The organism is Croceibacterium ferulae, assembly GCF_003660445.1.
GTDB classification, from domain to species: domain Bacteria; phylum Pseudomonadota; class Alphaproteobacteria; order Sphingomonadales; family Sphingomonadaceae; genus Croceibacterium; species Croceibacterium ferulae.
The window spans coordinates 249215-262053 of the sequence record NZ_QZVQ01000003.1; the positions used below are offsets into that span (position 1 = coordinate 249215).

16 protein-coding genes are annotated in these 12839 nt (G+C 67.0%); 12 read left to right on the forward strand and 4 right to left on the reverse strand.

The annotated features are described in order from the left end of the window. Positions 1 to 51 precede the first annotated feature (51 nt). Positions 52 to 660 (reverse strand): hypothetical protein, encoded by a 609-nt coding sequence (locus tag D5S08_RS04275; RefSeq protein ID WP_126665489.1) that lies wholly within the window; start codon positions 658 to 660, stop codon positions 52 to 54. Positions 661 to 785: 125 nt separating this feature from the next. On the opposite strand from D5S08_RS04275, the gene rpoZ reads away from it, so the two are divergent. The 11 genes from rpoZ to D5S08_RS04330 all read left to right on the forward strand — a co-directional run bounded on the left by rpoZ (position 786) and on the right by D5S08_RS04330 (position 10469). Further along, positions 786 to 1130: a DNA-directed RNA polymerase subunit omega gene (rpoZ, locus tag D5S08_RS04280; RefSeq protein ID WP_039097148.1), complete on the forward strand. Its 345-nt coding sequence runs from the start codon at positions 786 to 788 to the stop codon at positions 1128 to 1130. A gap of 151 nt (positions 1131 to 1281) precedes the next feature. Beyond that, on the forward strand, positions 1282 to 2010 hold the full coding sequence (locus tag D5S08_RS04285; protein WP_121115876.1) for a ParA family protein: 729 nt from the start codon (positions 1282 to 1284) through the stop codon (positions 2008 to 2010). A 169-nt stretch (positions 2011 to 2179) separates the two neighbouring features. After that, a complete protein-coding gene (locus D5S08_RS04290) occupies positions 2180 to 2686 on the forward strand; it encodes a GNAT family N-acetyltransferase (RefSeq protein WP_121115877.1) in 507 nt (168 codons plus the stop codon). 72 nt (positions 2687 to 2758) lie between these two features. Then, the gene (locus tag D5S08_RS04295) at positions 2759 to 3202 is read left to right on the forward strand and encodes a CopD family protein (RefSeq protein WP_121115879.1); all 444 of its coding nucleotides are present in this window, start codon (positions 2759 to 2761) and stop codon (positions 3200 to 3202) included. A 164-nt stretch (positions 3203 to 3366) separates the two neighbouring features. Continuing rightward, complete coding sequence (gene rho / locus D5S08_RS04300) at positions 3367 to 4623, forward strand: transcription termination factor Rho (RefSeq protein WP_121115881.1); 1257 nt, start codon at positions 3367 to 3369, stop codon at positions 4621 to 4623. A 69-nt stretch (positions 4624 to 4692) separates the two neighbouring features. Beyond that, positions 4693 to 4959: a DUF6489 family protein gene (locus tag D5S08_RS04305; protein WP_121115882.1), complete on the forward strand. Its 267-nt coding sequence runs from the start codon at positions 4693 to 4695 to the stop codon at positions 4957 to 4959. A gap of 1 nt (position 4960) precedes the next feature. Then, positions 4961 to 6229, forward strand: a complete 1269-nt coding sequence (gene mnmE, locus D5S08_RS04310) for a tRNA uridine-5-carboxymethylaminomethyl(34) synthesis GTPase MnmE (RefSeq protein ID WP_121115884.1) — start codon at positions 4961 to 4963, stop codon at positions 6227 to 6229. 58 nt (positions 6230 to 6287) lie between these two features. Beyond that, a complete protein-coding gene (mnmG, locus tag D5S08_RS04315; protein ID WP_121115886.1) occupies positions 6288 to 8138 on the forward strand; it encodes a tRNA uridine-5-carboxymethylaminomethyl(34) synthesis enzyme MnmG in 1851 nt (616 codons plus the stop codon). Further along, positions 8135 to 8758 carry a 16S rRNA (guanine(527)-N(7))-methyltransferase RsmG gene (gene rsmG, locus D5S08_RS04320; protein ID WP_121115888.1) on the forward strand — a complete coding sequence of 208 codons (624 nt, stop codon included), beginning with the start codon at positions 8135 to 8137 and terminating at the stop codon, positions 8756 to 8758. Before mnmG ends, rsmG begins: the two co-directional genes overlap by 4 nt. Then, the gene (locus D5S08_RS04325) at positions 8755 to 9525 is read left to right on the forward strand and encodes a ParA family protein (protein ID WP_121115890.1); all 771 of its coding nucleotides are present in this window, start codon (positions 8755 to 8757) and stop codon (positions 9523 to 9525) included. The genes rsmG and D5S08_RS04325 overlap by 4 nt, the downstream gene beginning before the upstream one ends. Next, positions 9522 to 10469 carry a ParB/RepB/Spo0J family partition protein gene (locus D5S08_RS04330; protein WP_121115892.1) on the forward strand — a complete coding sequence of 316 codons (948 nt, stop codon included), beginning with the start codon at positions 9522 to 9524 and terminating at the stop codon, positions 10467 to 10469. Before D5S08_RS04325 ends, D5S08_RS04330 begins: the two co-directional genes overlap by 4 nt. A 162-nt stretch (positions 10470 to 10631) precedes the next feature. Here D5S08_RS04330 and rpmB read toward each other — a convergent pair whose 3' ends face one another. After that, complete coding sequence (gene rpmB, locus D5S08_RS04335) at positions 10632 to 10928, reverse strand: 50S ribosomal protein L28 (RefSeq protein WP_121115894.1); 297 nt, start codon at positions 10926 to 10928, stop codon at positions 10632 to 10634. Positions 10929 to 11054: 126 nt separating this feature from the next. Here rpmB and D5S08_RS04340 point away from each other — a divergent pair, with 126 nt between their 5' ends. Beyond that, on the forward strand, positions 11055 to 11510 hold the full coding sequence (locus tag D5S08_RS04340; protein WP_121115896.1) for a nucleoside deaminase: 456 nt from the start codon (positions 11055 to 11057) through the stop codon (positions 11508 to 11510). Here the strand turns inward: D5S08_RS04340 and D5S08_RS04345 are convergent. Then, positions 11494 to 11883, reverse strand: coding sequence for a hypothetical protein (locus D5S08_RS04345; protein WP_126665490.1), 390 nt, complete (start codon positions 11881 to 11883; stop codon positions 11494 to 11496). The two genes, D5S08_RS04340 and D5S08_RS04345, sit on opposite strands and share 17 nt — an antisense overlap. Then, positions 11880 to 12755, reverse strand: coding sequence for a carboxylating nicotinate-nucleotide diphosphorylase (gene nadC, locus D5S08_RS04350; protein WP_121115900.1), 876 nt, complete (start codon positions 12753 to 12755; stop codon positions 11880 to 11882). Before nadC ends, D5S08_RS04345 begins: the two co-directional genes overlap by 4 nt. Positions 12756 to 12839 lie beyond the last annotated feature (84 nt).

The window sequence follows — 12839 nt, forward strand, 5'->3', positions numbered from 1 at the left end:
GCAGATGTTTCCGCCAGCGGCATGGAAAGGAGTGGCCCGTCGCCGGGCCTGTCACGGTCCGCAGGTCCAGAAGCCATCGAACACGCGTTCCGCCCCATCGGCGCGTTGCGCCAGCAGTTCGGCCGAACGCGGCGGCGACTCGCCCCCGCCTTGAACAGCACGCCCCAGATTGCGGACGGTCAGCACCAGGCCCTGCGTACCGAAGCGTCCGCCATCCAGCATGGCATCGAACCCGCCATCCTTCAGCGCCATGCCCTGCTGCACATAGCTGCCGGTCTTCACCGCGGAGGTGGCCCGGCCATCATCGTCGGCCACACTGCCGCGCGCCAGCAGTAGAGGCGGGCTACCGGCAGTCTGGCTAAAGCTGCAGGCCAGTTCGCCCGCCAGCGTGACTCCTGCCAGGTCGCCTTCGGTCAGCGGCGACAGGACCAGCTGCGATCCGTCGCCGCCGGTCGTCGACCGGGCTGCAGCCGGGCTGTCCGTCGTCAGCGCCTGGCTTGCCTCCGGGATTGGAGTGGCGACAGGTGTGGCGGTGGGGGCGACCTGCGCCGTGGCGGTGCCGGGCTCCGCCGGCAGGGGCTGGTCGTCCGGCACGCTGCAAGCGGCGAGGGCGGCGCTGGCGATCAGTGCGGTGGCGAGATGGCGAGGGCTAGGGGTCATGCCCGTTCAACCCGCAGCCGCACCGCTGGTGCCCGGGGCAGCCGGCAGCCAGCGTTGACTCCGACCGGCTTGTCGCGTAAGTGGCGCCCTTTCCGCACAAGCTGTGTCTGACAAGGGAGTGCACCATGGCGCGCGTCACCGTCGAAGATTGCGTCGACAAGATTCCCAACCGCTTCGATCTGGTGCTGCTGGCGGCCCAGCGCGCGCGCGAGATTTCCGGCGGGGCGGAACTGACCATCGATCGCGATCGTGACAAGAACCCGGTTGTCGCCCTGCGCGAGATCGCCGAACAGACCGTGCGGCCCAAGCACCTGCATGAAAGTGTCGTCCAGTCGCTGCAGCGCGTCCTGCCGGACGAAGAGGACGAGGCTGATGCGATCGGCTCGCTCAGCCAGTCGGCCGAAGCCATGCGCCTGTCCGCGGCGGCACCCGCCCGCAACACCAGCGTGGGCGGCGATTACGAGGGCTGACCTCCGGTCCTGCATCATCACATCACCAAGGAGGGCCGTGCCGCAAGGTGCGGCCCTTCTTCGTTTATGAGCCTACATTGGTGAGTCCGCGTTATGACCGGGCGGAGACAGGCCTTGCCTGCCATGCCCGCCCTGTCCCAAGCTGCCAGCCATGGCAGTGATCGCGATCTATTCGGTGAAAGGCGGCGTGGGCAAGACCACGCTGGCCGCCAATCTGGCCTGGTGTTCGGCCGCCACATCCTGCCGCCGCACGCTGCTGTGGGATCTGGACCCGGCCGGCGGCGCCGGCTTCCTGCTGGGGGTGGATACCGGCGGTGCAGGCAAGGGCGCCGGGCAGATCTTCGCCGATGGTGAGCCCGATCGCCTGATCCGCCGCACCGCGTGGGACCGGCTGGACCTGCTGCCCGCCGACGAGTCCCTGCGCGACCTCGATGCGCTGTTCGCCACTTTGGGCAAGCGCAAGCGGCTGGCCAAGCTGACCGCCGCCCTGGCCGGGCGCTACGAACGCATCATCCTGGATTGCCCGCCCGTGCTGGGCGAGGTTGCGGGGCAGATCCTGCGCGCCACCGACCTGCTGGTGCTGCCGCTGCCACCCTCTCCGCTGTCCACCCGCGCGCAAGGCACGGTGGCAGCCGCGATCCGCCAGCGCACCAAGCGGGCACCACCGGTGCTGCCGGTCCTGTCCATGCTCGACCGCCGGCGCGCCCTGCACCGGGAGATCGCGGCGGAGCACCCGGACTGGCCGGCCATTCCGCTGGCCAGCGCGGTGGAGCAATGCGCGGTGCATCGGCAACCGGTAGGTGCCTTCGCTCCTGGCACCTCCGCCACGTCCGCCTTCAATCAGCTGTGGACCCGGGTCGAGCGCGAACTGAGCGCCTGAGGCTCGGAGCCTTGTCGCGGGCTGGCCGGCTGCATCCGTGCCTATCCGCTCCGCGGCGTTGCTGCCCGGTCGGGCGGCAGGCGAGACGGGCGGCGGAACCGTCATTCGTCAGGGCCATTGCCTTCATGGTGCATCGCCCGTCCTGGTCGTTCACGACAGGAGTATCTTCATGGCCACAGACACGCTGACCACCCGCAGCGGCATCGAGCTGCATGTCCGCCCTGCGACTGCGGCGGACGAGCCGGCACTGGCGACCTTCTTCGGCCAGGTCACGAGTGAGGATCTGCGCTTCCGCTTCCTTACCGCCGCCAAGGCGAGCAACGGCGCCATGCTGCAGGCGATGATCCGCCCCGAAGATCCCGATACACTCAGCCTGATCGTGACGGAGGCGGATGACGAGGCGGTGGTCGCCACCGCCATGCTGGCGGGGGACGGTGCGGGCAACCGGGCGGAGGCTGCCATCGTGCTCCGCGCCGACTGCAAGGCCCGGGGTATCGGCTACACCCTGCTCAGCCATTTGATCGGCGAGGCACAGGCGCGTGGCTATGCCGTGATCGAGTGCCTGGAGGACCGCGCCAACCACGGCGCCATATCGGTGGAGCGCGACCTCCATTTCGCGGCACAGGCCGTGCCGGGCGAACCCATGCTCGTGCTGCTGAGCAAGGAACTGCGGTGATCCGGCGACCTTCAGCCGCAGGCCTGCATGACGGCACGTGACGCAAGCATCCTGCTGCCCTAGGCTGCGCCGATGCAGGAGATCCTCGCCCCCTTCTATCTCTGGCTCAAGGCCGGCCACGTCATCTTCGTGATCTTCTGGATGGCCGGGCTGTTCATGTTGCCGCGCCTGTTTGTCTACCACCAGGAAAGCGCCCCCGGATCGCCGGAGCATGCGCAGTGGGTGCAACGCGAGACGCGGTTGCTGAAGATCATCCTGGGCCCATCCATGATCGTGGTCTGGCTGCTGGGCATCGCACTGGCGCTGGCGAGCGGCGCCTTCAGCCAGGGCTGGCTGCATGCCAAGCTGCTGATCGTGCTGGGTCTCAGCGGCTATCACGGTTTCCTGTCGGCCTATGCGAAGAAGCTGGCGCGCGGGGAGCGCACCCTTTCTGGCAAGGCGCTGCGCCTGCTGAACGAGGTGCCCGGCGTGGCAGCGGCGATCATCGTGGTGCTGGTGATCGTCAAGCCGTTCTGATTCCGCCCGCCAAATGCTCGGCGGGGAATTGACCTGCCGGGCAGGGGCGCATATCTGACAGGTACCCCGGCTGGGGGCGCTGCCATCGCGTGCGCCCGGGTCGCTTTCCCCAAGCCCTATACCCTCCGACCATCGGCCCGCCGGCCTCCGAACGGACATCAACCATGCACTTGAAAGAACTGAAGAAGCGGACGCCGGCCGAACTGGTATCCATGGCCGAGGATCTCGGCGTCGAGGGCGCCTCCACCATGCGCCGGCAGGACCTGATGTTCGCCATCCTGAAGGAAGTGGCGGATGACGGCGAGGAGATCCTGGGCATCGGCACGATCGAGGTGCTGCAGGACGGTTTCGGCTTCCTGCGCAGCCCGGAGGCGAACTACCTCGCCGGGCCGGACGACATCTACGTCTCCCCCAACCAGGTCCGCAAGATGGGCCTGCGCACCGGCGACACGGTCGAAGGCGAGATCCGCGCACCCAAGGACGGGGAGCGCTACTTCGCCCTGACCAAGCTGCTGAAGGTCAATTACGACGATCCAGACGCCGTGCGTCACCGCACCAATTTCGACAATCTCACGCCGCTTTACCCTGAAGAGCGGCTGGTGCTCGATACCGTCGACCCCACGGTCAAGGACAAGTCGGCCCGCGTGATCGACCTGATCAGCCCGCAGGGCAAGGGCCAGCGCGCCCTGATCGTTGCCCCGCCGCGCACCGGCAAGACCGTGCTGCTGCAGAACATGGCCAAGGCGATCACGGACAATCACCCGGAGGTGATCCTGCTGGTGCTGCTGGTGGACGAACGGCCCGAGGAAGTGACCGACATGCAGCGCTCCGTGAAGGGCGAGGTCATCTCCTCCACCTTTGACGAGCCCGCCCAGCGCCACGTGCAAGTCGCTGAAATGGTTATCGAAAAGGCCAAGCGCCTGGTCGAGCACAAGCGCGACGTGGTGATCCTGCTCGATTCCATCACCCGCCTGGGCCGCGCCTACAACACGGTGGTTCCTTCGTCGGGCAAGGTGCTGACCGGCGGTGTCGACGCCAACGCGCTGCAGCGCCCCAAGCGCTTCTTCGGCGCGGCGCGTAACATCGAGGAGGGCGGCTCGCTTTCCATCATCGCCACCGCGCTGATCGACACCGGCAGCCGCATGGACGAGGTGATCTTCGAAGAGTTCAAGGGCACCGGTAACTCGGAAATCGTGCTGGACCGCAAGGTGGCGGACAAGCGCATCTTCCCAGCGCTGGATGTCGGCAAGTCCGGTACCCGCAAGGAAGAGCTGCTGGTGGACAAGGCCAACCTCAGCAAGATGTGGGTCCTGCGCCGCATCCTGATGCAGATGGGCACCATCGATTCCATGGAGTTCCTGCTCGACAAGATGAAGGACTCCAAGACGAACGAGGACTTCTTCGCCACGATGAACCAGTAAGTTACGGCTTGCGAGGGGCGGGCAATTGCTGTTTCCTGCCCCTCGACAGCGTTTGGGAGTTGCGACGCCATGAAGATGACCATCGAGATCGACTGCTCGCCGGACGAGGCGCGCCGGTTCATGGGTCTGCCCGATGTGGAGCGGGTGAATGGCGTCTATCTGGATGCCATGAGCAAGGCGATGCAGAACGTCAGCAGTTTCGACCAGATCGAAAGCTACGCCAAGCAGGTCGCCCCGATGGGACAGTTCGGGCTGAACGTGTTCAAGAGCTTCATCGAAGGGGCGCAGCAGGCCGCTGGTACCGGCAGCCTGTCCAAGGACAACAAGCAGGGCTGACTTGGACACGATCTTCGCCTTGTCGAGCGGGGCACCGCCCGCCGGCATAGGCGTGGTGCGGATCAGCGGCCCCGCAGCTGGCGTCGCGCTGCAGGCATTGGCCGGTGGGTTGCCAGCGCCAAGGCGAGCAAGCTTCCGCACATTGCGCGACAAGGCGGGTGAGCCGCTCGACCAGGCGCTGGTCCTGTGGATGCCCGGACCGCGCACCGTTACCGGCGAGGACCTCGCCGAACTGCACCTGCATGGTGGCCGCGCGATCATTGCCGCAGTGGAAGGTGAGCTGGCGACGTTGCCGGCCCTGCGCCGCGCCGCCGCCGGAGAATTCACCCGCCGCGCCTTTGCCAATGGCCGCATCGATCTGGCGGAGGCGGAGGGTCTCGCGGACCTGCTGACCGCCGAAACCGAAATGCAGCGGCGGGCCGCGATGGTCATGGCCGGCGGCATCCTGTCGGCACAGGTGGAAGGCTGGGCGCGCCGGGTCTTGCACCTGGCGGCCATGCTGGAGGCCGTGCTCGACTTTGCCGATGAGGACGACGTGGCGCTGCCCCCAAGCTTCGCGTCAGATCTGGACAGGTTGGGAGATGACATCGAGGCAGCGATGGCCGTTCCGTCTGCTGAAATGCTGCGCGAAGGATTTCGGGTTGCCCTCGCCGGTCCGCCCAATGCGGGCAAATCCACTCTGTTCAACGCGCTGGTGGAGCAGGAGGCTGCCATCACGGCACCCATCCCGGGCACCACACGCGACGTGCTGACCCGACCGGTGGCAATTGCGGGTGTGCCGTTTCTGTTGATCGACATGGCAGGACTGCGCAGTGATGCCGTCGACCCGGTGGAAGCCATCGGGATCGCCCGGGCAGAGGGCGAAATTGCCGGCGCTGATCTGGTCCTGTGGCTGGGCCCGCACGGGCAGGGGCCGGATGGTGCATGGGAGATCGACGCGCAGTGCGATCGGGCCTTGTCGGGCAAGCCGGCGCCGGCTTTGCGACTGTCCGCAATAACGGGCGAGGGCATGAACGATCTGCGTCAGCGGCTTGTGGCCCATGCCACGGGACGGTTACCCAAGCCTGGGCAGGCTGCGCTGAACGCTCGTCAGCGCGAGTTGCTGCAGTCGGCGGCGCGGGCACTGAGCGAAGCGCGGCACTCCGCTGATCCGTTGATCCAGGCGGAACTGCTGCGAACGGTTCGGCGGAGCTTCGACCATCTTGTCGGTCGATCCGGAACTGAGGATCTGCTGGATGCACTGTTCGGCCGTTTCTGCATCGGCAAGTGAGGGTTCCACGTGGAACATCACTTTTGACCGTTGCCGCACAAGCGCCTAGATGAGGGCCATGCACGACTTCGACATTCTGGTGGTTGGCGGCGGACACGCCGGCTGCGAGGCGGCTGCGGCTGCTGCGCGCATGGGCGTGCGCGTGGGTCTGGTCACCTTCGATCTCGACACGGTCGGCGCGATGAGCTGCAATCCCGCCATCGGGGGCCTCGGGAAGGGGCACCTGGTCCGTGAAGTTGACGCGTTCGATGGACTGATTGCTCGTGCTGGGGATGCGGCGGCCATCCACTACCGGATGCTCAACCGCTCGAAAGGCAGTGCGGTGTGGGGGCCGCGCATTCAGGCGGACCGCCAATTGTTCCGCGCAGCCATCCGACGGGAGCTGAGCCGGTACCCCGATCTGACAATGATCGCAGGCGAGGCAGCGGCGCTGCGGCTGCAAGGGGGCAGAGTGATTGGTCTGCAGCTAGCAGATGGTACCAGCTTCCAGGCGCAGGCAGTAATCCTGTGTACCGGCACCTTCCTTGGCGGGCGCCTGTTCCGTGGCGAGGAGCGGCTGACGGGCGGCCGGATCGGCGAAGATGCGGCTCACCGCATGGCCCTGCAGTTGCGCGACGCGGCACTGCCGATGGCTCGGCTGAAGACCGGCACACCTCCGCGGCTTGACGGGCGGACCATCGACTGGGCACGGCTCGAGGTGCAGCCCTCTGATCCCGATCCCTGGACGCTCTCCCCGCTTACCGAGCGCAGAGCGAACCCGCAGCTTGCCTGTGCCATCACCCGGACCAATGGACGCAGCCACGATATTATCCGCGCCAATCTCGATCGATCCCCGCTCTTCAGCGGAGCGATTGAGGCGGCAGGTCCGCGCTATTGCCCGTCGATTGAGGACAAGATCCATCGCTTCGCCGACCGGGACGGGCACCAGGTGTTCCTTGAGCCCGAGGGTCTCGCCACGCCGCTGGTCTACCCCAATGGTATCAGCACATCGCTGCCCGTCGATGTGCAATTGGCCATGTTGCGCAGCATGGAAGGGTTGGAGCAGGTGCATATGGCCGTGCCGGGATATGCCGTGGAGTACGACCATATCGATCCGCGCGCGCTGACGCCGCAATTGGAGGTGCGCGCCATGCCGGGCCTGTATTGCGCCGGGCAGATCAACGGCACCACCGGTTATGAAGAGGCCGCTGCGCAGGGGCTGGTCGCTGGCCTGTCAGCGGCTGCAGAAGTGACCGGGCGCGATGCGCCGGCGCTGGATCGCGGCAACAGCTATATCGCGGTGATGATCGACGATCTGACGCTGAATGGTGTGAGCGAGCCCTATCGCATGCTGACCTCCCGCGCCGAGTATCGGCTGCGGCTGCGGGCCAATAACGCTTCTTCCCGGCTGACGCCGGTCGCGCTGGCGCTGGGCTGCGTCGGGGCGGAGCGCGCCGGCTGGTTCGCGCAGCAAGATGGGGAGCGGGCCCGCTGGGACGTCGCGCTGGAGCGTAGCGTTTCGGCGGCAGAGCTTGCGATTCCGGGGGTTCGCCGCGACGCAGGCCGGATGAGCCTGCGGAACTGGCTGCGCTTCCCGCAGGTAGAGTTGGCGACCCTCACGCCCTGGTTTGATGCGGAACTTGACCCGGGATCGCCGGTCGCCTTGGAGGTTGCCGAGGATGCGGCTTACGCGCCCTATCTGGAACGGCAGGAGAGCGAGCTGCGGGATCTGCGCAGCAGCCAGCATGTGCGGCTCGGCAGCAGCTTTGCCTATCACGCAGTGCCGGGATTGTCGGCCGAAATGGTGGAGCGGTTGCAGCGCGCACAGCCGGCGACGCTGGCGCAGGCTGGCCAGGTAAGGGGTATCACGCCGGCAGCTCTGGCCGCATTGCTGGTCCAAGCGCGCCGACAGCAGCAGGTTGCGGCATGATCGCCGACGAGGGCGCGGCGCGGGAATACTGTGCGCGATATCTGGATGCAGAGGGCTTGTCCCGGCTCGATCGGCTGACCACCATGCTGGCTGCGGAAAACCGGCAGCAGAACCTGGTAGCCGACGCTACCATCGCTGCAGTCTGGCAGCGGCACTATGCCGACAGCCTGCAATTGCTGCAGCATGCTCCGGAAGGTGAGGGGGTGTGGCTCGACCTTGGCACCGGTGCGGGGTTCCCCGGCCTGCCAGTGGCTTTGGCGCAGCCGCGACGAGTTGTGGTGCTGGTAGAGTCACGCAAGCGCCGGGTGGAATGGCTGGCGCAGTCTGTCGAGGCACTCGGACTGGCGAATGTGCGGATTGTCGGCACGCGACTGGAGCGTGCGGATACCGTCGCTGCGCAGGTGATCTCGGCCCGCGCCTTCGCTCCGCTCACCCGATTGCTACCGCTTGCCACCCGGTTTTCTTCTGCCGACACCACATGGCTCTTGCCCAAGGGGCGCTCCGCCGTACAGGAGTTGGCAGAGCAGAGTGCGGCAGTGCAGCAGATGTTCCATGTGGAACACTCCGTGACGGACGCAGGGGCCGGCATTCTGGTGGGGCGGGGGGTCCCGGCGACATGATCACCATCGCGATAGCCAATCAGAAGGGCGGGGTAGGCAAGACCACCACCGCCATCAACGTCGCGACCGCCATGGCGGCCGTGGGCTGGCGCACCTTGCTGGTCGATCTCGATCCGCAGGGTAATGCGTCCACGGGCTTGGGTGTCGGATCGGCGCAGCGGGATTATACCTCCTATGACCTCCTGCTGGGCGAGGCGGATCTGGCGCAATGCAGCGTTGCCACGACCATCCCGAACCTGACGCTGGTGCCCGGCACGGTGGATCTCAGCGGGGCCGAAATAGAGCTGGTGAGTGGCGAGCAGCGTACGCAACGCCTGCGAAACGCACTGGCCGATGCCCCGCACGACATCTGCTTTATCGACTGTCCGCCATCGTTGGGTCTGCTGACATTGAATGCCCTGGGCGCAGCCAACAGCCTGCTGGTGCCGCTGCAGTGCGAGTTCTTTGCCCTCGAGGGCCTGAGTCAGCTGTTGCAGACGGTCGAGCAGGTCAAGGATCGCTTTAACTCGCAGCTGGTGATCGTGGGCATTGTGCTGACGATGTATGATCGGCGCAACCGGCTGACGGAGCAGGTGGCTGACGATGTGCGCGAGACCCTGGGCGAGCTGGTATTCGAGGAGGTGATCCCGCGCAATGTCCGCCTGTCGGAGGCGCCCAGCCACGGCCTGCCAGCGCTGCTGTATGATCATCAATGCGCCGGGTCGCGGGCTTACATGAATCTGGCGCGCGAGTTGATCGGCCGGATCGGGGCAAAGGAAACAGCATGAGCGGCAAGGGTGATACAGTAGGTCAGGACCGCGCACCGGCCCGCCGCAAGCTGGGCAAGGGACTGGGCGCCCTGCTGGGCGAGGTGCGAGGCGAAGAGGCTGTTCCGGCGAAGCGGGGCGAGGATGGTCCGAACGCCGGCGTGCGCGAGGGGCTTGCCAGCCTCTCGGTCGCGTCGATCGAGCCGCACCCCGATCAGCCACGACGTCATTTCGACGAGGACGCATTGGACGAGCTCGCGGCCTCGATCGCCGCGCGAGGTGTGATCCAGCCGGTGATCGTGCGACCGCTGTTGGGCGGTCGGTACCAGCTGGTCGCCGGCGAACGACGCTGGCGAGCGGCACAGCGGGCGCGGTTGCACGAGATACCGGCGCTGGTGCGGGATCTGGCGGAGCGCGACGTCATGGCGCTGGCGTTGATCGAGAACATCCAGCGTGAAGACCTGAACCCGGTGGAGGAGGCCCGCGCCTATCACCGGCTGGCCGAGCACGAGGACATGACCCAGGCGGAGATTGCCCGCCTGGTGGAGAAGTCCCGCAGCCATGTCGCGAACCTGCTGCGCCTGCTGAGCCTGCCAGGCAGCGTGCTGGACCATGTGGAGGCCGGACGGTTGGATATGGGCCATGCACGCGCGCTGGTGGGTCATGGCGACGCGGTGGCGATTGCCGAGCGGGCGGTGTCCGAAGGGCTGACGGTGCGCGATGTCGAGCGGCTGGCGCGCAAGGACAAGGGCGAGGTCAAGTCCGAGCCGCGGCCCCGGACCAAGGGCACGGGTGCATTGGACCCGGACACCGAAGCTGTGCAGTCGAGCCTGGAAGAGTTCCTGGGCCTGCCCGTGCGGATTGCCCCGGATGCCGACCCACGGTCGGGTTCGATCACGGTGAGCTATCGCACGCTGGATCAGCTGGACATGCTGTGCCAGCGCCTTTCCGGCGGGGAAATCTGAGCCCTTATATCCCGTAAGTCGCTGAAATATTTACGTTTACCAACGATCTATAAGCGTCGAACGTAGCGCTTCTGCAATGGTCGGAAATCCCGATGGTACATACAGGAAGGGCCGACCCTCGCATCCAAGGATCGGCCCTTCCTGTAGCGGTAGTGAAACCGTTTAGGCAGCGGCAGCGGGCGCAGCAGCCTTCTTCAGATCACGCTTCACCTTCAGCGCGCGGGCGCTCAGCTTGGTGTCGGCGGTCTTCAGCAGCCAGTTGTCCAGCCCGCCATTGTGCTCGACCGAGCGCAGGCCGTGCGTGGAGACGCGGAACTTGAAGCTGCGATCCAGCCCTTCGCTCATCAGCGTGACGTTCTGCAGGTTGGGCAGGAAGACGCGCTTGGTCTTGTTGTTGGCGTGGCTCACATTGTGGCCAGTCTGGCGGCCCTTGCCGGTCAGTTCGCAGATGCGCGACATGCTTGCTCTCTCGAATCAGTTCGGGCCGGGAGGCAGCGGAAAGCCGCCAGAGGCCTGTGGGAAAGGCGCGCGCATAGCGTTCAGGGCGGTTGCCGTCAAGCAAAGGAGGCGATAGCGCAAGGCGCCATGACCCGCTGGCCGCTCCCTGCGCCGATGCAGCGCGCCCTGCAACTGGCGGCGCAAGCGGCCGGGGAAGGCGAAGTTCCGGTCGGCGCGGTGGTGGTTCGGGCAGGGCGGATCGTGGGGGAGGGGCGCAATGCTCCGCGTGCGCTGCACGATCCCACGGCCCATGCGGAAATCATGGCGATCCGGCAGGCGGCGGCGCATCTGGGCAGCGAGCGGCTGGGCGGGTGCGAGCTGTGGGTCACGCTGGAGCCATGCCCGATGTGTGCGGGGGCGATCATCCATGCGCGGCTGGACCGGCTGTATTATGCCGCGCCCGATCCCAAGGGCGGGGCGGTGGCGCATGGGGCCAGATTGTTCGACCAGCCCGGCTGCCTGCACCGGCCGGAGGTCTATTGCGGCATGGGGGAGAGCGAGTCGGTCGGTCTGCTGCGCACCTTCTTCATGGAGCGGCGCTAGCGCGGGCGAACCATCGCCGCGCACCCGGCGTGAACAGGCAGGCAGCGGCGGCAAGGGCCAGCGCCAGCGTCAGCCATTCGGCCGCCGGCATGCCGGACCGGGCCAGCAGCAGGCGCAGCGCGACCATCGCCGGCACCAGCCAGCGCACGAGTCGCGCACGGCGCCACCAGGCGAGCGCCACGGGAATCAGCACGATCGACAGCCGTGCGCTGCTCGCCACGATGGCGAAGTCGCGGGTAACGGTCAGGTCGGGGAAGGTGGCGGCCCAACCCGCCTGCGCCCGCGGCACGTCAGCCATGGCGACGGCAAAGGCGATCAGCCCTTGCACCACGAACAGCACGGCAAAGGCCCTGATGGGCCACGGGGGCGTCACAGGGGCGTGAAATCCAGCCCGATATCGGCGGCCGGCGCGCTCTGCGTCAGGCGGCCGACGGAGACATGATCGACCCCGGTGGCGGCGATGGCACCGATCGTGTCGAGCGTGACCCCGCCGCTTGCCTCGGTCACGGCACGGCCGGCGATCAGCCTCACGGCCTGGCGCAAGGTTTCGGGCGCCATGTTGTCGAGCAATATGTGATCGGCCCCGGCGGCCAGCGCGGGTTCGATCTGGTCGAGGTGGTCCACCTCGCAGATGATCCGCGCCACGCCGCCTGCCCGCGCCCGGCGAACCGCCTCGCCCACGTCACCCGCCACCGCAATGTGGTTGTCCTTGATCATCGCCGCATCCCACAGGCCCATGCGGTGGTTCTGTGCGCCGCCCATCCGGGTGCCGTATTTCTCCAGCAGGCGCAGGCCGGGGATGGTCTTGCGCGTGTCCAGCAGGGTGCAGCGCGTCGAACCCATTGCGTCCACATAGCGGCGGGTCAGGGTGGCGATGCCGGACAGGTGCTGCACCGTGTTGAGGGCGGAGCGTTCGGCCGTGAGCAGGGCCCGCGCATTGCCCTGCAGCCGCAGCAATGCGGTGCCGGCGGGCACCTGATCGCCATCCTGCACCAGCAGCTCGATCCGGATCTGGTCGTCCAGCGCGGAGAAGAAGGCGCAGGCCACCGGCAGCCCGGCGACCACGATGGGGTCCCGGCTGGCCATGACGCCGGCGAAGCGCGCATCGGCCGGGATGACGCTTTCCGCCGTCACGTCGCGTCCGCCACCGGGCAGGCCGGTGCCCAGATCCTCGTTCAGTATGGCGTCGACGAACGCCCCGAGATCGAGGCCGGGCAGATCGAAATTGTGATGCGAGTAAGGCATGGCTTCAGATGGCGCTTTTTACCGCCGCCCTCAAGCGGCGCCTACCGGACAGATCGGAAGGCAAGCCGCCGCCTGACGCGCATC